We start from the raw sequence: 22,789 nt of genomic DNA on the forward strand, positions 1-22,789 counted from the left end.
CCCCGAACAGTGCTCTCGTCCGGGCAACACAGTACAGTTCCCGGCAGCACTTGTTCACATTCGGGGGAGGAACCAATGGCCGAGTACACCGGTGCTGGTCCACGTCCACTGTTCGGTCGCATCACGTTGCCGCAGCTGCTCATCGCGCAGGTGCTCGGCCTGACCGTGGGGCTCCTGGCTCTGGTCTGCGGCCTCGGCCCCTTCCCCGCTCTCGGCATCGCGATCGTCGTCGCGATCGTGCCGCTGATCCCGATCGGCAAGCGCACGATCCTCGACTGGATCGGCACGATCCGCCGCTATCTCGGCAAGCGCGAGTACACCCTCGGCGACACCGTCGACTTCCGTGACACCGACGGCCGCTCGCTCGGTCTGTATTGGGATGGCAGCCGGGTGGTCACCGTGGTCGAGGTGCTGCCCCCGAAGGGCGGGTTGACCAGGATCGCCCGCACCGCGGTGCACGCCTCCCACCTGCTCCCCCTGCCCGAGCTGGCCGCCTGTCTGCACCAGCACGACATCCTGCTCAGCGGCATCGACATCATCAGCCACGGCCACCGCAGCCGCTCCGGCACGCCCGCGGGCGCGATCTACGAGTCTCTGCTCGGCCCGCTGCCCGCGACCGCGCACCGCACGGTCTGGCTCGCGATCAGCTACGACTCGGTGCAGTGCCCCGACGCGACGGCCCGGCGCGGCGGCGGTACCGACGGCGCCTCGCGCGCGGTCACCATCGCCACCCAGCGGATCATGCGCACGCTCGAGGACGCCGATTGCAGCGCGCGTATCCTCACCGCGCCCGAGATCCGCAAGGCCGTCCAGCAGATCACCGCGGGCCTCGACCCGCGCACGCTCACCCAGCGGTGGAAGTTCGCCGAGATCGGCAACACCGTCAATATCGGCAGCGCGGTGGACCCCAAGCAGCTCGGCTCGGATCTGCTCGCCCAGCTGTGGGTCGCGCCCTCGCGGGGCACGACTGTCGCGGTGCGGCTGCGCCCCGGCAGCGACGCCGAGTCGGTGAGTGTCGGTGCCGCATGGCGATTGACCGCGCGGGAGCTGCCGGAGAAGACCGCGTCCAAGGGCATGATCTCGATGAACGGCCGCCACCGCGACGCACTGCTCGCGCACCTGCCGATCGCGGTGCCCGGGGTGGACGACACCGTGCCGACCACCGAATACCCGATCGATGTCATCGGCGCGCTGCACCTGCCGTCGGCGGGCTGCGGCCAGCTGCTCGGCTCCGACGACGAGGGCAACGGCGTCGCCACCAGGATCATCGGCGCCGGTATCTCCTCGGTCTACGTGGCCGGCGAGCTGTATCTGGCCCAGCAGTTGGTGTTCCGCGCGCTGGCCGTCGGCGAGCGGGTGCTCGTGCGGACCGATCGCGCGCACGCCTGGGAGCACCTGGTCAACACCGTCGGCAATCCGGAGCGGCTGACCATCGCGGTCGAAACACACCAGTCCGACGCGGGTTTCACCGCCACCGTCGTCGACGGTGTGCTCGCCCCCGCGCCGCACGCCGGTGTCACCACCATCTACCTGACCGGCGATCCGAACGGCTGGCCCGCGTCCCGCCCCGATCTGGAGATCTTCCAGCCGGGCGCGATCGGCAACCGGGTGGTGCTGCGCACCGGCACCACCAGGGTGAACCTCACCCTGGTGTCGATCCCGCGCGAGGCGACCTACATCGGCCAGCCGCGCGGGCAACGCTCGATGGCACCTGCCTGACCGGTCAGCGGAGGCGGTAGCCGCAGGCCGCCCGGGCATGCTACGAGGACCGGCTTGATCGGGTCAGCCCGGGTAGGGGTCGGCGGCGCGGGCGGCCCGCAATGTTCTTCCCCACCAAGCCAATTGGCCGAGCATCCGCGCGCTCGCGTCGATCGCGGCGTGATCGTCGGTGGCGCCCTGGGCATCGAAGCGCCGCTTGGCCTGGGCGAAGCTCACCGATTCGCGCACCGAGACCATGTGCAGTTCGGCGACCACCTGCCGCAATTGCTCGACGGCGCGCAGGCCGCCCGAGAGACCGCCGTAGGAGACGAAGCCGATCGGCTTGGCCCGCCACTCCCGTTTGGCACTGTCCAGCGCCGTCTTCAAGGACGCGGGATATCCGTGGTTGTACTCGGAGGTGACGACGGCGAAGGCGTCGGCCGCGGCGAGCCTGGCCCGGAACGCGTCGGCTTCGGGCGTCTCGGTGAGGTCGACGGGCAGGGCGATATCGCGCAGATCGAGCACCCCGACCGCGAACTCCGGCCGCTCGCCGAGCACACCGAGGAACCAGTCGGCCACCACGGGCGCGAACCGCTCCGGGCGGGTACTGGCGACGATGACCTCCAACCGCAACGGTGTGTCCATACCGCGAGCTTATCGACGGACCCCCGCCCCGCGGCGGCCGGCGGATCGGGCACGATGGGCGCAGGCGATTTCGTTCGATATCCGCAGGTGGGGAGTAACCGAAGGGGGCAGAACAGGTGATCATCGGGCAATGGCAGCTGGTGGAGACGCTCGGCGCGAGGTGGTCGATGCTGACCACGGGGTCGACGCCGCGGGAGTGGGCGTCGTATCAGCGCGCGATCCCCGTCGCGCTGCAACCGATGATCGCCACCGCTCACGATTCCGGCACACCGGTCGATCGGGTGCTGCCCAAGTCGCGACAGCCCTGGTCGGAGTTGCGGTTGCGGGCCGAGCCGGTGGTCTGGCCCGACGCCGGGACGTACGCGGTGAAGGTCTGGGTGGGCGAGCGGGCGCCCGCCGACGATCTCGGTGTCGGCATGTTCCAGATCGACGCGCAGGCCAGGGTGGTGCGCACCCGCCCCGACGGTCTCGGCTCCCATCTCGGTTCCACGCCGGGCGAATTCACCGGCGCCGAGGCCTTCCAGCGGATCGAGCGCTTCGATCGTGCGCTGGATATCGTCGCCGCGCTGACCCGTTCGGACCCGGACAGCCGCTGGTCGGGCATCGCCACCGTGCACTCGACGACCGGACCCCGGTCATTGCTGGTCGCGGCCCGCAACGGGACCGCGGCACAGCGGTTCTCGTGGCGCGGCCTCACAGTGGACGTCACCGACAGCATCGCCCCGCAGGCCAAGTCGTTCGAGGCCGCGACACTCGCGCTCCTGCGCGACACGCAACCGGGCCTGTACCTGTGCATCCTCGACACCGCGCAGGTCCGGCAGGTGCGATGGGTCACCGAGCCGGTGCCCGGGTTGCGCTGGCGCGGAATCGACGAGCGGCTGATCCCGCACCCCGACGACCGCGCCCGGATCGTCGCGGCGCGGGCGGAGATCCTGGCGGGCGCGGCCCGCGCGGGGATGACCGGGGTGCGGCTCGCGGCCGAGGCGGGCGGCTGGCTGGTCGCCGACGTCGAGGTGTCGCCGCTGCCCGCGGGCGCCGACGGTACGGCGCCCGCGTTCGTGCTGGCTCAGCTGCAGGTCACCGCGCCCGCGCGGTGATCAGGGCAGTTCGAAGGGCAGCGAGACCCCGGCGTGCACGCGGCAGCGCTCGCAGGTGTCCTCGCCGTCGACCGCGGCGACCGCGCGGCGCATCAGCTCCTTGAACGGGCCCAGGTTCTTCTTGAACTCGGCGAAGACGTCGACCGCGTGCACGCCGTCGCCCTCCTCGAGGCCGGCGTCCAGGTCGGTGATGAGAGCGACCGCGGCGTAGCACATCTCGAGTTCGCGGGCGAGCACGGCTTCGGGGTGACCGGTCATGTTGACCAGGTCCCAGCCCTGTCCGGCGAACCAGCGGCTCTCGGCCCTGGTGGAGAAGCGCGGGCCCTGCACGACGACCATCGTGCCGGAGTCCTCGACGCGCAGTTCGTCGCCCGCGGATTTGACCGCGGCCGTGCGCAGGTCGTCGCAGTAGGGGTCGGCGAAGGAGACGTGGACGCCGCCGCCGTCGAAGAAGGTCTGCGGGCGGCCCGCCGTCCGGTCGACGAGTTGGTCGGGCACCGCGACGGTGCCCGGGCCCCAGTCGGCGCGCAGGCTGCCGACGGCGCACGGCGCGAACACCCGGCGCACGCCGAGCGAACGCAACGCCCACATGTTGGCCTGGTAGGGCAGGGTGTGCGGGGCGAACTCGTGCTGCTTGCCGTGACGCGGCAGGAACGCGACGGCGCGCCCGTCGACCTCGCCGATGGCGACGGGCGCGCTCGGCGCGCCGTACGGTGTGTCGACCTCGACGTGCACCGCGTCGTTGTCGAAGAAGTCATAGAAACCGCTGCCGCCGATGACGGCGAGTGCGGGCCGGGGAAGCGAACTCATACCGGTGATTCTCCCGTCCGGCCAGGTCCGGCGCATCACCGGGACCGCGCCGGCGGCCGCATCTGACATTTCCGGCCGGAAACTGTACCCTAGGGGGGTATCAGCTCGGTAATCCGGGCACCCCGTCAGGCGAGGAGACCTCCGGTGACCGCACCCACCCCCGACACCACGACCGGCGGCGAGCACACGGGCCACCAGGGCCACGGCTACATCACCGCCAAAGAGGACTATCTCAAGCGCCTGCGCCGGATCGAGGGCCAGTCGCGTGGCCTGCAGCGGATGGTCGAGGAGGAGAAGTACTGCATCGACATCCTGACCCAGGTCTCGGCGATGACCAAGGCGCTGCAGGCCGTCGCGATGGGCCTGCTCGAGGACCACATCTCGCATTGTGTCGTCGACGCGGCGGTGGCCGGCGGGCCCGAGGCCGAGGCCAAGATCAAGGAGGCGACCGACGCGATCGCGCGTCTGGTCCGGTCCTGACCGGCCTCAGCAGGCCCGCGGGTAGCCCTGGCCGTCCGTCCACGGATTCGCCGACTCGTCGACGACGAAGTCGGCGAACAGCACCCCGGGCTTGCCGGGCGGCAGCGGCGGCACCAGGTCGCGGCCGTCCGGTCCGAGAATCCGGGCGACCCCACCGCCACCGCTGAGCATCGGATGCCCCGGCGGGCGCGCGTCGACGGCGGCCCAGCCGGTCATCGGGACGAGCGCGGTCGGCGCGATCACCACGGTCCGGCTGTCGCGGGCGTACTGTTCGCCGACCGTGCTGTTCACCGCGACGGCGAGGTCGTCGTCGACGTCGTGACACACGGTGAACCCGGAGAACGCGGCGACGTGGATCTGCTCCCGCCACAGGGCGACGCGCCGGTCCGGGCACAGGTGATCGGTGCCGCCGAGAACCCCGATCCGGCCCAGCTCGGTGTGGTGGACCATCGGCGGCGCGATGCCGTCGGCGAACACCTCCCGCTCCAGCGATCTCGGCGACGGCTTGTGCGACACCCGGACCCGGCCGTCGGGGCTGATCATGGCCTGCGCCAGATAGAGGTCCTCGCCCGCGCGCTCGGCGAAGCCGAGCACCACGTGCACTCCCGCCCACCGCGCCGCGTCGGCGATGGCCCGCATCTCGGCGCCGTCCCTGGTCATCGCGTTGGCCAGATACCGCGCCCGGAACTCCGCGCCCCAGTCGACCGAGTTCAGCCACAGCCACCACGGATAGCCCGGCAGGAAGGCCTCGGGAAACGCGACCAACCGCGCGCCACCCGCCGCCGCGTCCTCGATGAATCCGATCGTCTGCGCGACCCCGTCGGGCAGATGTAACCACGTCGGCTCTGCCTGTACGGCCGCGGCGCGAACCCGAATCGCCATTGTGCCCGCTCCCTGTTCTCACCCAGCACTGGAATCCAGTGTCGGGCAGCGAGTACGCCGATCCACAGACCAGCCGTGCCATCCCACTGACAATCAGTGCCAGCCGGCGGCTCGACCGAGCCGGGCGTGCCGAAGACCCGATACCAGTGCGCATCCGGCGCGGCCGGTTCGTTCACCATCGACGCTCGCCGGGAACGGAAGGGGTCAGCCGATGTGTGATCGACGGTATTCGCCGGGCGTCATGCCGGTTTCCTGCTGGAAGGCGCGGTAGAACTGCCGTTCGGAGGCGAAGCCGGAGTCGAAGGCCACGGTGCACGGCGGATGCGAACGATGCCGCGCCAGTAGCCTTTTCGCCCGCTGCACGCGCATCTTGCGCAAGGTCGCGGCGAGACTGTCACCGGCGCCGTCGAACATCCGGAACAGGGTTCGGCGGGAGATATGGCACGCATGCGCCACCTCATCGACGGTCAGGTCCGGGTCGGTGCAATGCTCGCGCAGGAAGACCAGGACCTGTTCGCGATTGAGCGCGTCGGCCGCGGCCTCGACCGGTCGCAATCCGGCGGTCAGCACCACCGCGGATCCGAACAGATCGAGCGCGTTGCCCGCCAGCACCTCCGCTTGGGCGGGCGCCTCCCGCCGGACCCTGACCAGACCGCGGAAGAAGCTCGCCACGACCCCGGGCGCGCTGGCCGCGGGCACGGTGACCGCGGTCGGCAGGTCCAGCTGGCCGAGACCGGGTTGCTCGCGGAGCAGCCGGATCGGCACCTGCACCACGACCTGCTCGAAATCGGTTCCGTTGGACCAGAAGTACGGCCTGGACGTGTCGTAGAAGACCATGTCGCCGGGACCGACGACCGCCGACCTGCCGTCCTGGTTCAGGCACGCCAGGCCGACGGTATGGATGCTGGCGAGCAGGTACTCGTCGTCGGAGCGGGCGATGTGACTCGCTGTCCGACGGAACTCCTGACTACTCCCCGCGACCGTCGTGAGACTGAAATCCCCCCTGCCTGCCAGCGATCCGGTGCTGACCCGGCCGTAGAAGGGCTGGTCGGGATGGGTGTCGACGGCGAGCGGCACATAGGTCCGCGACATCAGCGCTTCCCACTCGTCGCGCGCCGCACTCCGCGGCGTCGGCGAGGAGAACTCGAGCATTGTCGGTTCGATGGCCATGGGCAGCCAACCCTCCGGGACACACGACGTCAGGCGTAATCGTCCCTACGGTATCCGGCGTGGACAGTCCCGTCAGGCGCTCAGGTGCCCGCCAGCTCGACTTGAACCGGTTCCCGGCGGATCCGGCCACTGGGCACCCGGAAGTTCTCGCGCTCGCCGCAGGCGGCCGGGGCGGAGCGGAGGCTGCGGGTGAGGTCGAGGTCGGCGTAGAGGAGGCCCTCAGCGCCCTCGGCCAGCGGGGTGGCCAGCTCCAGGCCGCCGGGGCCGAAGATGCGGGAGACGCCGCCACCACCGCGTAGCAGCCGACGGTCGGGGAGGCGCGCGTCGACGACCTCCCAGCCGGCGACCGGCACCACGGCGACGGGAGCGATCACGTAGGCCGCGCCGTCCATCGCGTAGCGCACGCTGGCCGCGGTGTTGAGCTCCGGGCCCCACTCCTTGCCCTCGCCGTAGTACACGGTGAAGCCCGACCACGACGCGATGTGGATCTGTTCGCGCTCTTCGTGCATACGGGCGCGCAGCGCGGCGCGCATGTGGTCGGCGCCGCCGAGCACGCCGATCCGGCCGTGCTCGGTGTCGCGCACCAGCACCTCGTCGTCGGCCGCGCTGAAGACCGTGCGCTCGAGGCCGGTCGGTTCCCCCTTGCGGGCGAGGGCGATCTCGCCCTGCACATCGATGAGCGCCTGCGACATGAACACCTCGCGGCCCGCGCGCTCGGCGAACCCGATCGACACGTGAATACCCTTGCGGCGCGCGGCATAGGCGATGGCTCGCAACTCGGGGCCGTCGGCGGTCAAGGAATTGGCGAGATAGCGGGCGAGGAACTCCTCGCCCCAATCGACCGAGTTGAGCCACATCCACCACGGGAATCCGGGCAGGAATGTCTCGGGAAACGCGACCAGCCGAGCACCACCGTCGGCGGCTTCTTCGATCAGTCCGATGGCCTGCTCGACCCCGGCGGACAGGTTCAACCACTTCGGCTCGGCTTGCACCGCAGCAACGCGTACCCGACCAAACATCGTGACCCCTTGTCGCTCAATCCTTGAAAGGTGTTCGATTCACTCTCTCGCAGATAGCGCGGACATAAACTGTCATACCGTGCCACTCGACTGACCGTCCGTGCCAAACCGGCGGTACTCCCCGGGAGTTCGGCCTGTTTCCCGACGAAAGGCCCGGTAGAACTGCCGTTCCGTGGCGAAGCCCGATGCCGCGCCGATGGCAGCGAACGTCAGGTCTGGTCTGGAGACCAGCATTCCACACGCATGGCGCACGCGAAGCCGCCGCAACAGATCGGTGGGTGATTCACCCTGCTCCTCGAACACGCGGTACACCGATCGCCGGGAAACGAAACACGCCGCCGCGAGGGCATCGATCGACAACGTCGGATCGGTGTAGTTGGCCCGCACATAGGCCAGCACGCCCTCGCGGGTCAGCGAACTCTCGCCGGGACCGGCCAGCGGCTGACCCGCCACCAGCGCTGCCGCCGAGGCGATCAGGTCGATGGCGGTTTCGGTGAGCGCGGCGGCCTGGGCGGTATCGCGATCCTGCAACCGCGCCAGGTCGGTCAGGAACCCACTGACGATCGCGACCGGTCCGTCGGCGGGAATGGTGCGCGCGGCCGGGACCCGCACCGCCGACATCCCCGGACGCAGGCGCACGGCTTCCATCGGGATCTGCACGATGACCTGCTCGATGTCCTCGCCGACCCGCCATTCGTACGGCGCGTTCGACTCGTAGAACACCATCTCCCCCACCCCGACCCTGGTGCTGCGGCCGTGCTGACTCAGCACGGCCGAACCCCGGGTGTGGATGCTGATCAGCAGGTACTCCTCGACGGCCCGCGCGATCAGCGACCGCGTCCTGGTGACCTGCTGACGAGTCGAGGCCAGCCGGGACAGACCGAAGTCCGGATAGGCATGGTGGGCGATGCGGCCGTGGAACGATTCCGCGCCCGCCGGGCGGGCGGCCAGTGGCACGTAGGTCTGCGTCAGCATGGCTTCCCACTGCTGGAACTGCTCGTCGGCCCCGCCGGTGCCGACCGCGAGCACCCCGGGAAGACGCGACTGATCAACTGCTGCCGGAACATCGACTGTCATCGGGACACCTCGTCGTATTCGCATTCACACGACGTAGAGACTCGTCGAGTACCCCCCTCGACTGGGAAGAGGATATCACCGATGGAAAAGAATTCTTTTCGATTACAGCCCGGCACACATCGCATATCCCGCACGGTATTCCCCCGGCGCCATTCCGAATTCCGCGTGGAACACCCGGTAGAAGTGACGCTCGGCGGCGAATCCGGCGGCCGCGGCCACCTCTTCGATCGGCCGCATGTGCCCGTCGCGCAATAATTCGCACGCGTGTTCGAGGCGCAGTCGGAGCAATCGTCGGGCCGGGCTTTCGTCGCCTTCGAACAGCCGGTACAGGGTGCGGCGCGAGATCGCGAATCGCTGCGCGACGGTATCGACGGTGAGATCGGCGTCGGCGAACCGGCGCCGCATGAAAGCGAGGATTCCGGCCCGGGTCGATTCGGCGGCCGACGGGCCCCGCGGCAGCGACCCCGCCGCGAGTTGCAGCGCCGAGGCCAGCAGTCCGACGCCATGGCGCGCGAGCTCGGCGGCCACCACCGGGTCGCCGTGCTGCATGCCCGCCAGCCCGCGGAAGTACGCGCCGACCGCGGCGGCGGGATGTTCGGGCCCGAGCGCGATGGCCGACGGGATGGTGGCCAGGGGTGCGCCGACCGCGGCCAGCGCGTCGATCGGCACCTGGACGACAACCTTGTCGAAGTCCTCGTCGACCTCCCAGCGATAGGGCCGGGCGCTGTCGTAGATGACCATGCTGCCCGCGTCGACGTGGGCAGACCGGCCGTCCTGGTGCAGCACCCCACGTCCGCCCAGGTAGATGCTGGCCAGGATGTGGCGGTCGGCGGCGGCCTCGACCTGCCGCGGCGTCCGGCGCACGGTCTGCGCGCCGGCCTGCACCGAGGTGACCAGCAGATCGTCGTACGCCGTCGCCGCGATCCGGCCCCGAAAACCCTCCGTACGGTGCGGCGCGACGGCGAGCGGAATGTAGGTCTGGCTCATCAGCGATTCCCACCGCTCGACCACCGCGCGCTGGGGCAGCTCGTCGCCGGCCCGGACGGTCACCGTCGTTCGTTGGCTCATGACCGCTCAGCCCCCTCCGTCACTCGGCCCTGCGTGCGCACAGTATGCCACGGGAATACGGACATAACGCCCAGAAAACGCGGGGTCACGCGGTGTGGCGGCGAGGCTCGCCGCTCGCGGGCACCTGCCCGGTGACCAGGCGATACTCCCCCGGCGTCATCCCGGTCTCCACCCGGAACGCGCGGAAGAAGTGCCGCTCGGAGGCGAAGCCGGAGGCGAGCGCGATCGAGGATGTCGACCGGCCGGCATCGCGCAGCAGCAGCACCTGCGCGCACTCGACCCGCATGCGCCGCAGCACCGTGCTCAGGCCGTCGCCGGTCTCGTCGAAGAGGCGGTACAGGCTGCGCCGCGACACCAGGCACGCGCGCGCGATCTCGTCGACGGTCAGGGCCGGATCGGTGCACCTGGACCGCATGAACGACAGCACCTGCTCCCGCGACAGCGCCTGGGCCGACTGCCCGGTCGGCAGCGCGCCACCGGCGAGCGTGACCGCCGACGCCAGCAGCTTGACCCCGTTGTCCGCCAGGACGACCGCCTGCTCGGGCGCGCTCTGCTGGATGCGGGCCAGATCGCGGAAGAACCCGGCGACGACGCCTGCCGGACTCTCGGCGTGCACCGTCGTCGCCGTGGGCAGCGCGTCGCGCCCGGTGGGGATGTGTTCGCCGAGGACCGACAGCGGGACGCGGGCCACCACCTGCGACCAGGAGCCGTCGATGTCCCAGTGATAGGGGCGGGTGGTGTCGTAGAAGACCATGTCGCCCGGACGCAGCACCGCGATCCGCCCGTCCTGGTGCAGCCTGCCGAATCCCTCGGTGAGGATGCTGACGAACAGGAACTCCCCGTCGGTGCGCGCGATACCGCTCTTGGTACGCCGAATACGCTGGCCACTGGCGCCGACGGTCGACAATTCGAAGCCGGGCAGGCTGCCGCGCACAATGCGGCCGTGGAACACCTCGTCGCGTTCGGGATCCACCGCCAGTGGCACATAGCTCTCCGACAGCAGGGATTCCCACTCCGCGAAGGCCTCACCCGCGGCCATCTCCGGACTGTCGTCCAGTCTCAGTTCGACGAGAGGCTCAGACGACTCCACGCCAACCACCTCGCTTTCCTGCGAACCGACCAGCAAACCGTGGGCGCAACAACGAATCACCCGTCGCCCGGTGTCCGAGCCTGCCAGATTCAGCGGGTCGTTGCCAACGAGTGATTCGAAATGGAAATATCAACTAAACTCAAATCTTCAACCGACCCCGGCCTTTACAGGAGATTTGGCCCGCTCCGCCGCATGACCGCCGCCACCTTGTGATGCTGATCACCGACCCCCGCGCGTCGCCGGGTCACGCTCAGCGCAACGCCACTCGCGCCCGGGCAACCATCCGGTATTCGCCCGGTGTCATTCCTGTGACCTCCCGGAACACTCGGTAGAACTGCCGTTCGGTGGCGAAGCCGGAGGCCGCGGCGACCGTCGCGATCGAGCCGATGTCCCCGGCCTCCAGCAACTTTCGGGCCCGCTCCACCCGCAGCCCGCGCAGCACCGCGCCGAGCCCACCCTCGAACTCCGCCACGATGCGATACAGCGTGCGGCGCGACACCCGGCAGGCATCGGCGATCCGATCGACCGTCAGGCCGGGATCGGTGAAGTTGGCGCGCACGTAGTCCAGCACGCGCTGACTGCTCATCGCCTCCGCCTGCGCGTGACCGGGGCGCCCACCCGCGGCGATCACCGCGGCCGCCCCGACGAGATCGATCCCGCTGGCGGCCAGCATCCCGGCGGCGGCCGGATCGGAATAGTGCAGTTCGGCCACCCGCTGGAAGAACCGGGCGAGCGTCGCGCCGACCCCACCGGCGCCCAGCATCATCCCGGCGGGCAGCGCCTCGGCTCTGATCCCCAGGAAGTCGACGACCCGCTGGCGGGGCACCCGGATCGTCAGATCCTCGATCGGGGCGTCCGACCGCCACCGGATCGGACGGGAGGTGTCGTAGAAGATCATCGACCCCGGCGTCAGCACGACGCGATGTCCCGCGTGCTCCACCTCCGCCCGGCCGCCGAGCACGACGCTGCCGATGACATGGAATTCGCCGGCCCTGGCGATGTGCCGCCGGGTGCGGCGCAGCTCGTGCCCCTGCACCCGCACTGTCCCCACGGCCACGTCACCGAAGTCCGCCGAGCGGATCCGGCCCGCGAACTCGCCGTCGACCGTGGGCGCGATCGAGACCTCGGTGAGCGCACTCCCGACCAGGTCCGCCCAGAATCCGAACGCGTCCGGCGTCGCCGTCGGCTCGGTCGAGCAGACTTCGGGAAAACCCTCGAACCCCTGCATCGCCCGATCGTTCCACCGGCGCCGACCCGCTGTCAGGAAATTTGACGAACATCACCGTTCGACTAGCTAACGAAGTGCGCGGCCTGCGGCTTCGCCCGGAACTCCGCCGAAGTCACCACGGTTGCCGCCCGGAACGCCCGGCAGAACCGCCGCTCCGCGGCGAACCCGCCGCGGCCGCCACCGCAACGAGCGGGCCCGCCGGCTCCATCCGCAGCAACGTCTTGGCACGCTCCATCCGCATCGTAGACAACGGCGCCAGAACCCGTTGCCGCACCATCGCTTTGGCCCCGGCCGGGCCGGGCAGTCGACCCTGCCGCCGTCACCGGCGCCGAGGCGACCAGCGGCACGCCGTGCCCAGCCGGCTCGGTGGCCTGCCGGCCGTTGCCTCGACACCTCCGCCCGAACGGTTGTCACCCGGGGTGGTGCACGCTATCCGGAATCGGTGGTTGTCCCACCGCCGCTCACGCCACACGACGGTGGGGGCGGGCGAGGATCTGCAGCACCAGCAAGGCCACCACCGCCGCCAGGGCGATGAGCGCGGTCACCCACGGTGTCGGGTAGTCCCAGAGGACGAACACCGTCGCGGCGACGACCAACACCGCGGCCCGCAGTGGGCCGAGATACGCGGCGGCGAAGCGGGAGGCCCGGCCGCCCTCCCCGCGCCGCGTCCGCGCGATCGCGCCGTCGAGGGTGTCGCGCATCTTGGTGGCGAGGGTCGACGGCCCGGCCAGGAAGGCGCCGAGCGCCGTGAACGCGGCGACCAGCGCGACCACCCGCGTGGTCACCCGCAGCGGCTGGGCGAGGGTGTCGTAGACCGTCCTCGCCACCTCCTGCGAGACGTTGTGTACGTGGTCGAGATAGACCGTGCGCATGATCAGCAGGGCGGCGCTGAGCACCACCATCGACACCAGCATGCTCAGGGCCACCGCGAGCAGCGCCCGTCGCCGAGAACCGCTGCCCGCCACCAGCACCGCGCCGATCGCGCAGCCCAGCGCGGCGACGCCGAGCACGATCGCGCCCCGGTCGAGCAGCCGCACGGCCCGTTGGGCTTTCGCCAGGTCGGCGGATTCGATCAGGACGAACTCGCCCTGCGGATCGACATCGAGGCGGGCCAGGTCGAAGCCACGATCCGCGAGCCGCGTCTCCACCTCGCGCAGCATCGGTTCCAGCGACAGCGAGACGACGCCGTCGGTACTCACCCGCAGCACACCGTCGTCCACCCCGGTGAGCGACGCGACGAGAGCGCGATGGGCCTGCCGGTTCGCCGACTCCCACAGGCGGGCGAAGGAGTCGCTGCGCACCAGCGTGTCCGCCGCGTCGCGCACCAGCGCCTCGGACTGCGTGGCCAGCAGGGTCGGCACACTGCGCAGCGCCGCCTCGACGCGCGGTCTGAGGTCACGACGGTCGTCGAGCGCGTCGACCAGTTCGGTGGCGGCACCGCGCACATCGACGCGTGTCATGACCGCCTGGGTCAGCGCACCGGCGACGGCGTCCTGGATCACCGGATCGTGGGCCAGCGGGGCCATGGTCTCGACGTAGTGATCGGTATCGAGGAGCTCGGCGCGCGCGTAGCCGGCGAGCACCGTCACGAGGGTGAGCCCGCCGGTCGCGCAGACCAGCAAGGCCACGGCAATCCGCCTGACCGTACGGGCACGTCCACCAGAATCGTCTGCCATCTGCCCGGCTTTCTCGCTGACGTCGAGTCTGCCATCGTATCGCCGTGCGCCCGGTGGCGACAGCAACCGCGCGGCGGCTACTCCCCGCAGCACCCGCCCGCGGCGGGCAGCGTCCTGGTTTCCCTGGTCTGGGCGTTGCGCGCGGCGAGGTCGGCATCGGCCGGGTAGTCGACGCGCACCAGGCTCAGGCCGTGCGCGGGCGCGACGGTCACCGAGCTCGATCGCTCCGTCTCGGTCAGCAGGCTCGCCACCCACTCGGGCGTGCGGCGGCCCTCGCCGACGGCCAGCACGGCGCCGACCAGGCTGCGCACCATCGACCAGCAGAAGGCATCCGCGCTGACCCGCGCGTTCAGCAGCTCGCCGTCGCGCTCCCAGTCGAACCGCTGCAGCTCACGCACCGTCGTCGCGCCCTCGCGGCGGCGGCAGAAGGCGGCGAAGTCGTGCAGCCCGAGCAGCTGCCGGGACGCCGCGCGCATGGCGTCGAGGTCGAGACCGGGCTTGGCGGCGACAACGCTGCGGGCCTGCAACGGCTCGGCGCCGTAGCGGGCGGTGGTCAACCGGTAGACGTAGTGGCGACGGGTCGCGGAGAAGCGGGCGTCGAAGTGCGGCGGCGCGGGCGAGACCTCGGTGATGCGCACGTCCTTGGGCAGGAACCGCGCCATCCGGTACAGCAGTTTGTCGGCGTCGAGTTCGCCGGTGGTGTCGAAATGCGCGACCTGGCCCTCGGCGTGCACCCCGGCGTCGGTGCGCCCGGCGACGGTGAGCTGAATCGGTTCGCGGAACACCTTCGACAGCGACTCCTCGAGCGTGCCCTGCACCGTGCGCAGTCCCGGCTGACGCGCCCAGCCGGTGAAATCGGTGCCGTCGTAGCTGATCCCGAGCCGCACCCGGATCGCTTCCCGCTCGGTGTCGTCCATCGCTTCCTCCGCACCTGTCTTTGGCAAAAGAACGAGCCCGTCACCCACGAAGGGTGACGGGCTCGGCCGGACTCGAAGAGAATCAGGCGTCCTTCTTGTCCTCGGTGGCCTCGTCGGCGGCCGGGGCGTCGGCCACGGTCTCCTCGACGACGGTCTCCTCGGCCTCGGCGGCCGGGGCGGCCTCGGCCTTCTGCGAAGCGGCGACGCGACGAGCCCGATCGGCCTCGTTGGTCACGGTCTTCTCGCGGACCAGCTCGATGACGGCCATCGGCGCGTTGTCACCCTTGCGCGGCAGCGCCTTGGTGATGCGGGTGTAGCCACCCTCGCGACCCTCGAACGAGGGGCCGATCTCCGCGAACAGCGCGTGCACGATGTCCTTGTTGCGGATGACCTTCATGACCTCGCGACGGTCGGCGAGAGTGCCGCCCTTCGCCTTGGTGATGAGCTTCTCGGCGTAGGGGCGAACCGCCTTGGCCTTCGACTCGGTGGTCGTGATACGACCGTGCTCGAAAAGCGCCGTGGCCAGGTTGGCGAAGATCGCCTTCTGGTGCGACGCCGACCCGCCGAAGCGAGCACCCTTCTTGGGCTTAGGCATTGGATTCTCCTTGGGAAAGGTTCACCGGGGGTGCCCCCCTGGCGACCTAGAGCTGTTCGGTCTCGGCGTAGTCCTGCTCGCCGCCGTCGGTGTCACTGAACGTGCCGCTGTCGCTCCACGTTCCGGTGCTCGCGTCGTAACCCACCACGGAGGACGGGTCGAACGACGCCGGGCTGTCCTTGAGCGAGAGGCCCAGCGCGTGGAGCTTGACCTTCACCTCGTCGATGGACTTCTGGCCGAAGTTACGGATGTCGAGCAGATCCGACTCGGTGCGGGCGACGAGCTCGCCCACGGTGTGCACACCCTCGCGCTTGAGGCAGTTGTAGGACCGGACGGTGAGGTCCAGGTCCTCGATCGGCAGACCGAACGAGGCGATGTGATCCGCCTCGGCCGGGCTGGGGCCGATCTCGATGCCCTCGGCTTCGACGTTGAGCTCACGGGCCAGGCCGAAGAGCTCGACCAGGGTCTTGCCGGCCGAAGCCAGCGCGTCCCGCGCCGTGATGGAGTTCTTGGTCTCCACGTCGAGGATGAGACGGTCGAAGTCGGTGCGCTGCTCGACACGGGTGGCCTCGACCTTGTAGGTCACCTTGAGCACCGGGGAGTAGATCGAATCCACCGGGATCCGGCCGATTTCCGCACCGGTCGCCTTGTTCTGCACGGCGGGCACGTAACCGCGACCCCGCTCGACGACGAGCTCGATCTCGAGCTTGCCCTTGTCGTTCAGGGTGGCGATGTGCATGTCCGGGTTGTGCACGACGACGCCGGCGGGCGGCACGATGTCACCAGCGGTGACGGTGCCGGGGCCCTGCTTACGCACGTACATGGTGACCGGCTCGTCCTCTTCGGAGGACACGACCAGACCCTTGAGGTTCAGGATGATGTCGGTGACGTCTTCCTTCACACCGGGAACGGTGGTGAACTCGTGCAGGACACCGTCGATGCGGATGCTCGTGACCGCGGCCCCCGGGATGGAGGACAGCAGGGTACGACGCAGCGAGTTGCCGAGGGTGTAACCGAAGCCCGGCTCGAGGGGTTCGATGGTGAACTTCGAGCGGTTCTCCGCCACAACCTCTTCGGTCAGTGTCGGACGCTGGGAAATCAGCATGAGGATCTACTTCCTGTTCAGGGCATCCGCTATTTGATGCCTCGTCAGTGAGTGCGGGGGTCGCCGTGTGCGCGACCCCCACCAAAAGCGCTTACTTCGAGTAGTACTCGACGATGAGCTGTTCCTGCAGCGGCACATCGATCTGCGCGCGCTCGGGCAGCTGGTGCACCAGGATGCGCAGGCGGCCGGGGACGACCTGCAGCCAACCGGGAACCGGACGCTCGCCGACGGTCTCACGCGCGACCTGGAACGGCAGGGTCGGCAGCGACTTCTCCTTGACATCGATGATGTCGTACTGGGAGACCTGGTAGCTCGGGACGTTCACCTTGACGCCGTTGACCACGAAGTGGCCGTGGCTGACGAGCTGACGAGCCTGACGACGGGTGCGCGCCAGACCGGCGCGGTACACGACGTTGTCCAGACGCGACTCGAGCAGACGCAGCAGGTTGTCGCCGGTCTTGCCCTTGAGGCGGTTGGCCTCTTCGTAGTAGCGACGGAACTGCTTCTCCATGACGCCGTAGGAGAAGCGAGCCTTCTGCTTCTCCTGCAGCTGCATGAGGTACTCGGATTCCTTGATCCGCGCGCGGCCGTGCTGGCCGGGCGGGTAAGGACGACGCTCGAACGCCTGGTCGCCTCCGACGAGGTCGACGCGCAGACGACGCGACTTGCGGGTGATGGGGCCTGTATAACGTGCCATTTTTTAGCTGTTTCCTTTCCCGCTAGACGCGACGACGCTTGGGCGGCCGGCAGCCGTTGTGGGGCTGGGGGGTGACGTCGGAGATCGAGCCGACCTCGAGGCCTGCGGCCTGGAGCGAACGGATCGCGGTCTCGCGGCCCGAACCCGGGCCCTTCACGAACACGTCGACCTTCTTGACACCGTTCTCCTGCGCCTTGCGGGCAGCGTTCTCGGCGGCGAGCTGCGCGGCGAACGGGGTGCTCTTACGCGAACCCTTGAAGCCGACGTGGCCCGACGACGCCCACGAGATGACATTGCCCTCGGGGTCGGTGATCGAGACGATGGTGTTGTTGAACGTGCTCTTGATGTGCGCGTGGCCGTGCGGGATGTTCTTCTTATCCCGGCGACGCGACTTCTGAGTCTTCTTCGGGCCAGCGGCCCGGCTCTTCGGAGGCATACGCTATCCCTACTTCTTCTTGCCGGCGACGGTCTTCTTCGGACCCTTGCGCGTACGCGCGTTGGTCTTGGTGCGCTGACCACGAACGGGCAGGCCACGACGGTGGCGGATGCCCTGGTAGCAGCCGATCTCGATCTTGCGGCGAATATCGGCCTGGACCTCGCGGCGCAGGTCACCTTCGACCTTGAACTCCGACGCCTCGATGTAGTCGCGGAGCTTGGTCAGGTCGTCGTCGCTGAGATCCTTCGAGCGCAGGTCCGGGCTGACGCCGGTCTGAGCCAGGATCTCGGTGGCGCGGGTGCGCCCGATTCCGAAAATGTAGGTCAACGCGATCTCCATGCGCTTTTCGCGCGGGAGATCGACGCCCATCAGACGTGCCATGTGGCAGGTTCCTTAATGGTTGCGGAGGTCTGCTCCCTGTCCGTCCCCCCGTCTTTCAGGTGGGGGCACCGGCCTCCGTACCGGTGGTTGGCGCGCACAGCCTGCGTGCGTGCTGGAGCTGGGAGTTCTTCTTTTCGGTCAGTCCGATCAGACGATCGGTGCCCGGCGGTGAGGCTGGATCAGCCCTGACGCTGCTTGTGGCGCAGGTTGTCGCAGATCACCATGACCCGGCCGTGGCGGCGGATCACCTTGCACTTCTCGCAGATCTTCTTGACGCTCGGCTGAACCTTCACGTCCGTCCAATCTTTTCTTGGTCCACAAGGGTCTGTGAACACAGTTTTTCCCCAGCCGACGACTGGGGAAGTCTTGTAGCGCGCTCCGACCAGGGCCGGAACACCATGCGACGCCGCGTGCCGTCAGGCTCGCGGCGTCGAGCGGGTCTCACTTGTAGCGGTAGACAATCCGGCCGCGAGAGAGGTCGTACGGCGACAGCTCGACGACCACACGGTCTTCCGGAAGGATACGAATGTAGTGCTGCCGCATCTTTCCGCTGATGTGCGCGAGAACCTTGTGACCGTTCTCGAGCTCGATCCGGAACATCGCATTGGGCAGCGGCTCGACAACTCGACCCTCGACCTCGATGGCCCCGTCTTTCTTCGCCATATCCTCCGCGATCCCGGTTATGCTTCTAACCTGAGTTGGATTGCCTCGTAGCTGCTCGCTGGCATGCGAACAGTCGGCGCATAGGTGCACCGCCGCTCAAGCTTACCGGTACTGCACTCCAGAGGCAAAAACGCCCCGAACCGGCCGCCGGTCCGGCGGGGTCGGCCGCCCGGACCGCCCACCACCGCGCCGGGGTTGTCGCGTAAACTCACCGGCGTCGGAGATGTGGGTCGAGCAGATCGGGGGACCCTGGTGAGCGGAACGCGCCGGTGAGTCGTAACAACGACAGCCTCCCCATGTTGCCGCCGTGGCTGTCGGAGAGCGAAGTCACCCAGGTCGGCTACGAGGCTCCGGTCGAGAACCTCCCCCAGGACGACCTGATCGACGAGGCACCCAAACGCCGCCGCTTCATGGGCCGTGGCGGGAACGACGATGCCAAGAAGGACAAGCGCGGCCGCCGGCGCAAGGGCGAGGACCAGCAGCCCGAGCAGCACCGGCCCGATCCCGCCCCCGAGCCCATCACGCAGCGGCCACCCGCCGAACAGCCGCCCAGGCGGCAGTCGGAGTGGACCGCCGAGACCGCCAACCCACTGATTCCCGGCGATCAGCCGAGCGCCGGATGGCCGGGTGGACCGACCGTCGGCGCTGGTTCGCCGCCGCCGTGGCCGCAGGAGCGGGCACCGTACAACGACAGCGCCCCGGTGGCACCGCCCGCACCCGCGCCCACCGGCGACCCGTCGATGCCCACGGGCACCTCCTTTCCGCAGAGCCCGCCGTCGCACGGTGGCCCGGCCGCCGCGCCGCAGGTCGGCCCGACCGGCCCGCACGAGAGCTCCGCCGCCTCCTACGCCGACCCGGTGTCCCCCACCGGTCCGCCCCATCACTCCGCCACCTCCTACGCCGACCCGACCGCATCGGCGGACGACCATTCCGGCCCTGCCCTGCCCACACGCACGCCCGCGCCACCGTCGAACGGGTTCACCCCCCTGGGCCCCGGCCAGCAACAGCGCCAGCTCCCCGACCTGCCGCCGCCCCCGCCGCTGCCGGATCCGCCCACGCGCACCCGGCCGACCGAAGCGCCACCGCGCCTGACCGCACCGGGCGAGCCCTCCACCTCTGCCCCGTCCGACCCGCTCCTCGCCCCGATGCCGACGTCCGCCGTCGAATCGCCCGCGCCGTCGACCGGTAGCGCTGACCCGCTGCTCGGCCCGGTGACGAATGCCGCTACCGGTGCTCCGTCGACCGGTGCCGCCTCGGTGGGCGGGTGGCCGACGCCCGATGACGCGGTCGCCGACGTGCGCCCGCCGTCGCCGGAAGCGCACCTCGCGCGCACGCCCGACCAGGCATCTGCGCCCGTTGCCCGACCACTGCCGGACCCGGCCGATGCCGCACCGGCGAAGTCGGGCGAACTCGCCCCGTCCGAGTCCAGCGAACAGGCAGGCAGCACCCGCGGTCGGCACAGCCTCGATCAGCCGGAGTCCGCAGCCGCGACGAGCGGTGACACGGCATCGGCGGCACCGGATGCCACGCGGACTCCCCCGCGCCTGCCGGAACCGCCCGCGCACCTGGACGACCGATCCGCCACGGGTACCACGTACCCCACCGACGCACTGTCACCTGACGCCTCACGGATTCCGCCACCTCTGCCGGAACCGCCTGCGCGCCTGGACAACCCGTCGACCTCCGACACACCGACGCGTCCAGCGACATCGGCGGAGGCCACCCCGCGCACTGCACCGTCACCTGACGATGCCGCGCCCACCACAGCCGCGCCGGCCGACGCCACCACTCGCATGAGCCTGCCGGGTGATCTCACCGGCGGTAGGCCGTCGAGTGCCCCCGAGTCCCGGTCCGCTTACAGCGCAGGCGAATCCACGCCGCCCAGCGGCGCGGGGTCCCCGTATCGTCCCGGCGAGTCGATCGCTCCGCCGCAGGCGCCGGGCCCCGAACAGTCGCACTACGTCTCGCAGACGCCGACCTACCATTCGTCGCAGTACAAGGCGATTCCCGGCGATCCGTCGCACGGCACAGGTACCCCGTCGACGCCGGACGCGCAGACCGAGATGTTCCGCGGCGACGACCCGCGGATTCAGGCCGCTCGGAATCAAGCCCCCGGCGACTACGCGCCGCCCACCTGGCAGGCCGGACAGCAGCCGCAGGCACCGCAAACCGGTTTCCGCTCCGGCGAATTCGCGCAGCCACCGAACCCGGTCTCGCCCTATCAGCAGGCCCCTGGCCGGTACCAGCCGAGCGATCCCGCGCACCACCTGCCCGAGTCGTATCACCGTCCGGACGGCGCGCCCGTACCGCAGCCCGATGCGGCCCAGGTCCCGCCGTACCAGCGGCCGGACGGCGCGGCACCGCAATTGCTGCCCGATGGTTCCCCGGCACCGCAGTACCTGCCCGACGGTTCCCCCGCGCCGCAGTACCTGCCCGATGGCACCCCCGCGCCGCAGTTCCAGCGCCCCGACGGAGTCCAGCCGTACCAGCAGCCGGGTGACGTCGCGCCCCAGCAGTTCCAGGGCGGCCCGACCGTGCCGCCGTACCAGCAGGCACCGGGCCAGTACCAGCAACCCGGCCAGTACCAGCAGCCCGGCTGGGGCGCGCACGCCCAGCACGGCTACCAGCCGCCGTCGCTCGACAACGTGCCGGTCAAGCGGGTCAAGAAGGCGCCGGGCAGTGGCTGGCGTAAAGCGGTGCACCATGTTTCGGGTGGTGCGATCAATCCGGGGATGTCCGCCGAGGAGCGGCGCCTGCAGGAACTGGTCGCCCGCATCCGGCAGCCGGTGCGCGGTGACTACCGGATCGCGGTGCTCTCGCTCAAGGGCGGTGTCGGCAAGACGACGACCACCACCGGCCTCGGTTCGATCTTCGCCTCGATCCGCGGCGACCGGGTGATCGCGGTCGACGCCAACCCCGACTTCGGCACCCTGTCGCAGCGCGTGGCCTTGCAGACCCGCTCGACCGTGCGCGACCTGCTGCTCGATCCGTCGATCGAGCGCTACTCCGATGTCCGCCGCCACACCTCGCAGAGTTCGAGCAGGCTGGAAGTGCTTGCCAGCGAACGGGATCCGGCCGCGTCGGAGTCGTTCAACGACGAGGAGTACCGGGCCGTGGCCCGGATCCTGCAGCGGTTCTACAACATCATTCTCACCGACTGCGGCACCGGCCTGATGCACTCGGCGATGAGCGGCGTGCTCGATCTGGCGCACTCACTGGTGCTGATCTCGTCGGCGGCGATCGACGGCGCGCGCAGTGCCGCGGCGACGCTGGACTGGCTGTCGCTGCACGGGCACGACCACCTGGTCCGCAACGCGGTCGTGGTGATCAACCTGCCGCGTGAGGGTTCACCGAATGTCGGTGTCCAGCAATTGCGCGAGTACTTCCTCTCGCGCTGCCGGGCCGTGCACATCATCCCGTTCGACGAGCACCTGTCGGAGGGCGCCGAGATCGATCTGCACCGGCTGCACAAGACGACCAAGCGGGCGTACGTGGAACTGGCGGCGACCGTCGCCGACGAGTTCGGGGTAGACCACCACCGCTTCGGCTGAGAGACGCCGCGGGCCGACCGGTCACCACTCCGGCAGCCTGCGGCGACCGGCGATCACGTCGCGGACCAGGTCGTCGTAGGCGTCGGCCAGTTCGGCCAGGTGGTGCCACGCGCAGTGCAGCATCTCGTCGTTGGCGGGCATGGTCATCAGGGCGTGATGCGCCCGCACCGAGGACTCGGCCAGCCGGTCGATGACCGCGCCGATCGTCTCGGTGTGCAGGGTCGCGCCCAGGCGGTGCTGCGGGACGCCGCGATGCACCCAGTCGTCGATCGCGAGGACCAGTTCGGCTCGGCGGCAATCGATCTCACGCAGGACCACCGGATCGGTGTCGACGAATCCGCCGCGCCCGACGATGCGCTTCTCGTGCAGGACCGCGAGATCACGCGCGAACCACAGCAGTGGTCCCCCCACCACCCGATGTCCGCGACACGCCCGGACGAGAAGGTCGGAGAGCGGCAGGAGGCCGGTAGTCGCCGGCGGCCCGGCGGGATCGACACACCGCAA

At 69.8% G+C, this 22,789-nt stretch carries 23 protein-coding genes; 4 read left to right on the forward strand and 19 right to left on the reverse strand.

Going from position 1 to position 22,789, the window contains the following annotated elements; all coding sequences use genetic code 11:
* Positions 1–75 precede the first annotated feature (75 nt).
* Positions 76–1,719, forward strand: coding sequence for a type VII secretion protein EccE (gene eccE, locus ACIO52_RS06495; protein WP_402642224.1), 1,644 nt, complete (start codon positions 76–78; stop codon positions 1,717–1,719).
* A gap of 63 nt (positions 1,720–1,782) precedes the next feature.
* Here the strand turns inward: eccE and ACIO52_RS06500 are convergent, their stop codons facing one another.
* Positions 1,783–2,343: an NADPH-dependent FMN reductase gene (locus ACIO52_RS06500; RefSeq protein WP_218717579.1), complete on the reverse strand. Its 561-nt coding sequence runs from the start codon at positions 2,341–2,343 to the stop codon at positions 1,783–1,785.
* A 116-nt stretch (positions 2,344–2,459) separates the two neighbouring features.
* Here ACIO52_RS06500 and ACIO52_RS06505 point away from each other — a divergent pair, with 116 nt between their 5' ends.
* Entirely contained in the window at positions 2,460–3,440 is a 981-nt protein-coding gene (locus ACIO52_RS06505; RefSeq protein WP_402642227.1) for a GAF domain-containing protein, read from the forward strand.
* On the opposite strand, the gene ACIO52_RS06510 is transcribed toward ACIO52_RS06505, so the two are convergent.
* Positions 3,441–4,250, reverse strand: a complete 810-nt coding sequence (locus tag ACIO52_RS06510; protein ID WP_218717577.1) for an S-methyl-5'-thioadenosine phosphorylase — start codon at positions 4,248–4,250, stop codon at positions 3,441–3,443.
* Positions 4,251–4,394: 144 nt separating this feature from the next.
* Between ACIO52_RS06510 and ACIO52_RS06515 the strand changes: the two genes are divergently transcribed.
* On the forward strand, positions 4,395–4,730 hold the full coding sequence (locus ACIO52_RS06515; RefSeq protein ID WP_218717576.1) for a metal-sensitive transcriptional regulator: 336 nt from the start codon (positions 4,395–4,397) through the stop codon (positions 4,728–4,730).
* A gap of 6 nt (positions 4,731–4,736) precedes the next feature.
* On the opposite strand, the gene ACIO52_RS06520 is transcribed toward ACIO52_RS06515, so the two are convergent.
* The 16 genes from ACIO52_RS06520 to infA form a co-directional block, all read right to left on the reverse strand.
* Complete coding sequence (locus ACIO52_RS06520; RefSeq protein ID WP_402642232.1) at positions 4,737–5,612, reverse strand: nitrilase-related carbon-nitrogen hydrolase; 876 nt, start codon at positions 5,610–5,612, stop codon at positions 4,737–4,739.
* A gap of 204 nt (positions 5,613–5,816) precedes the next feature.
* On the reverse strand, positions 5,817–6,782 hold the full coding sequence (locus ACIO52_RS06525) for a helix-turn-helix domain-containing protein (RefSeq protein WP_316573559.1): 966 nt from the start codon (positions 6,780–6,782) through the stop codon (positions 5,817–5,819).
* Positions 6,783–6,862: 80 nt separating this feature from the next.
* Positions 6,863–7,801: a nitrilase-related carbon-nitrogen hydrolase gene (locus tag ACIO52_RS06530; protein WP_218717573.1), complete on the reverse strand. Its 939-nt coding sequence runs from the start codon at positions 7,799–7,801 to the stop codon at positions 6,863–6,865.
* A 72-nt stretch (positions 7,802–7,873) separates the two neighbouring features.
* Positions 7,874–8,878 (reverse strand): helix-turn-helix domain-containing protein, encoded by a 1,005-nt coding sequence (locus ACIO52_RS06535; protein ID WP_402642237.1) that lies wholly within the window; start codon positions 8,876–8,878, stop codon positions 7,874–7,876.
* 102 nt (positions 8,879–8,980) lie between these two features.
* Entirely contained in the window at positions 8,981–9,946 is a 966-nt protein-coding gene (locus ACIO52_RS06540) for a helix-turn-helix domain-containing protein (protein ID WP_402642240.1), read from the reverse strand.
* 85 nt (positions 9,947–10,031) lie between these two features.
* Positions 10,032–10,985 (reverse strand): helix-turn-helix domain-containing protein, encoded by a 954-nt coding sequence (locus ACIO52_RS06545; RefSeq protein WP_218717570.1) that lies wholly within the window; start codon positions 10,983–10,985, stop codon positions 10,032–10,034.
* Positions 10,986–11,286: 301 nt separating this feature from the next.
* Positions 11,287–12,264: a helix-turn-helix domain-containing protein gene (locus tag ACIO52_RS06550; protein WP_316573556.1), complete on the reverse strand. Its 978-nt coding sequence runs from the start codon at positions 12,262–12,264 to the stop codon at positions 11,287–11,289.
* 461 nt (positions 12,265–12,725) lie between these two features.
* Complete coding sequence (locus tag ACIO52_RS06555; protein ID WP_402642243.1) at positions 12,726–13,892, reverse strand: hypothetical protein; 1,167 nt, start codon at positions 13,890–13,892, stop codon at positions 12,726–12,728.
* Between the two features lie 125 nt (positions 13,893–14,017).
* The gene (gene truA, locus ACIO52_RS06560; RefSeq protein WP_316573554.1) at positions 14,018–14,857 is read right to left on the reverse strand and encodes a tRNA pseudouridine(38-40) synthase TruA; all 840 of its coding nucleotides are present in this window, start codon (positions 14,855–14,857) and stop codon (positions 14,018–14,020) included.
* 82 nt (positions 14,858–14,939) lie between these two features.
* Positions 14,940–15,452, reverse strand: coding sequence for a 50S ribosomal protein L17 (gene rplQ / locus ACIO52_RS06565; protein WP_019045113.1), 513 nt, complete (start codon positions 15,450–15,452; stop codon positions 14,940–14,942).
* A gap of 46 nt (positions 15,453–15,498) precedes the next feature.
* Complete coding sequence (locus tag ACIO52_RS06570; protein ID WP_022567324.1) at positions 15,499–16,557, reverse strand: DNA-directed RNA polymerase subunit alpha; 1,059 nt, start codon at positions 16,555–16,557, stop codon at positions 15,499–15,501.
* A 91-nt stretch (positions 16,558–16,648) separates the two neighbouring features.
* Positions 16,649–17,254: a 30S ribosomal protein S4 gene (rpsD, locus tag ACIO52_RS06575; protein WP_218717566.1), complete on the reverse strand. Its 606-nt coding sequence runs from the start codon at positions 17,252–17,254 to the stop codon at positions 16,649–16,651.
* 22 nt (positions 17,255–17,276) lie between these two features.
* Entirely contained in the window at positions 17,277–17,690 is a 414-nt protein-coding gene (rpsK, locus tag ACIO52_RS06580; protein WP_019045110.1) for a 30S ribosomal protein S11, read from the reverse strand.
* A 9-nt stretch (positions 17,691–17,699) separates the two neighbouring features.
* Entirely contained in the window at positions 17,700–18,071 is a 372-nt protein-coding gene (rpsM, locus tag ACIO52_RS06585) for a 30S ribosomal protein S13 (RefSeq protein ID WP_019045109.1), read from the reverse strand.
* A 179-nt stretch (positions 18,072–18,250) separates the two neighbouring features.
* Positions 18,251–18,364: a 50S ribosomal protein L36 gene (gene rpmJ / locus ACIO52_RS06590; RefSeq protein WP_011207363.1), complete on the reverse strand. Its 114-nt coding sequence runs from the start codon at positions 18,362–18,364 to the stop codon at positions 18,251–18,253.
* Between the two features lie 148 nt (positions 18,365–18,512).
* Complete coding sequence (gene infA / locus ACIO52_RS06595) at positions 18,513–18,734, reverse strand: translation initiation factor IF-1 (protein WP_003418601.1); 222 nt, start codon at positions 18,732–18,734, stop codon at positions 18,513–18,515.
* Between the two features lie 2,063 nt (positions 18,735–20,797).
* Between infA and ACIO52_RS06600 the strand changes: the two genes are divergently transcribed.
* Complete coding sequence (locus tag ACIO52_RS06600) at positions 20,798–22,285, forward strand: AAA family ATPase (RefSeq protein WP_402643518.1); 1,488 nt, start codon at positions 20,798–20,800, stop codon at positions 22,283–22,285.
* 21 nt (positions 22,286–22,306) lie between these two features.
* Here the strand turns inward: ACIO52_RS06600 and ACIO52_RS06605 are convergent, their stop codons facing one another.
* Positions 22,307–22,699: a DUF4254 domain-containing protein gene (locus ACIO52_RS06605; RefSeq protein ID WP_218717565.1), complete on the reverse strand. Its 393-nt coding sequence runs from the start codon at positions 22,697–22,699 to the stop codon at positions 22,307–22,309.
* Between the last annotated feature and the right edge of the window lie 90 nt (positions 22,700–22,789).

It is taken from the genome of Nocardia sp. NPDC087230, assembly GCF_044744725.1.
GTDB lineage: Bacteria > Actinomycetota > Actinomycetes > Mycobacteriales > Mycobacteriaceae > Nocardia > Nocardia canadensis.

Bases quoted from the DNA above. Each gene is read 5' to 3' on its own strand.
- eccE (WP_402642224.1), top strand. From the start codon at position 76: ATGGCCGAGTACACCGGTGCTGGTCCACGTCCACTGTTCGGTCGCATC.
- ACIO52_RS06500 (WP_218717579.1), bottom strand. From the start codon at position 2,343: ATGGACACACCGTTGCGGTTGGAGGTCATCGTCGCCAGTACCCGCCCG.
- ACIO52_RS06510 (WP_218717577.1), bottom strand. From the start codon at position 4,250: ATGAGTTCGCTTCCCCGGCCCGCACTCGCCGTCATCGGCGGCAGCGGT.
- ACIO52_RS06520 (WP_402642232.1), bottom strand. From the start codon at position 5,612: ATGGCGATTCGGGTTCGCGCCGCGGCCGTACAGGCAGAGCCGACGTGG.
- ACIO52_RS06525 (WP_316573559.1), bottom strand. From the start codon at position 6,782: ATGGCCATCGAACCGACAATGCTCGAGTTCTCCTCGCCGACGCCGCGG.
- ACIO52_RS06530 (WP_218717573.1), bottom strand. From the start codon at position 7,801: ATGTTTGGTCGGGTACGCGTTGCTGCGGTGCAAGCCGAGCCGAAGTGG.
- ACIO52_RS06535 (WP_402642237.1), bottom strand. From the start codon at position 8,878: ATGACAGTCGATGTTCCGGCAGCAGTTGATCAGTCGCGTCTTCCCGGG.
- ACIO52_RS06540 (WP_402642240.1), bottom strand. From the start codon at position 9,946: ATGAGCCAACGAACGACGGTGACCGTCCGGGCCGGCGACGAGCTGCCC.
- ACIO52_RS06545 (WP_218717570.1), bottom strand. From the start codon at position 10,985: ATGGCCGCGGGTGAGGCCTTCGCGGAGTGGGAATCCCTGCTGTCGGAG.
- ACIO52_RS06550 (WP_316573556.1), bottom strand. From the start codon at position 12,264: ATGCAGGGGTTCGAGGGTTTTCCCGAAGTCTGCTCGACCGAGCCGACG.
- truA (WP_316573554.1), bottom strand. From the start codon at position 14,857: ATGGACGACACCGAGCGGGAAGCGATCCGGGTGCGGCTCGGGATCAGC.
- rplQ (WP_019045113.1), bottom strand. From the start codon at position 15,452: ATGCCTAAGCCCAAGAAGGGTGCTCGCTTCGGCGGGTCGGCGTCGCAC.
- ACIO52_RS06570 (WP_022567324.1), bottom strand. From the start codon at position 16,557: ATGCTGATTTCCCAGCGTCCGACACTGACCGAAGAGGTTGTGGCGGAG.
- rpsD (WP_218717566.1), bottom strand. From the start codon at position 17,254: ATGGCACGTTATACAGGCCCCATCACCCGCAAGTCGCGTCGTCTGCGC.
- rpsK (WP_019045110.1), bottom strand. From the start codon at position 17,690: ATGCCTCCGAAGAGCCGGGCCGCTGGCCCGAAGAAGACTCAGAAGTCG.
- rpsM (WP_019045109.1), bottom strand. From the start codon at position 18,071: ATGGCACGTCTGATGGGCGTCGATCTCCCGCGCGAAAAGCGCATGGAG.
- infA (WP_003418601.1), bottom strand. From the start codon at position 18,734: ATGGCGAAGAAAGACGGGGCCATCGAGGTCGAGGGTCGAGTTGTCGAG.
- ACIO52_RS06600 (WP_402643518.1), top strand. From the start codon at position 20,798: ATGTTCCGCGGCGACGACCCGCGGATTCAGGCCGCTCGGAATCAAGCC.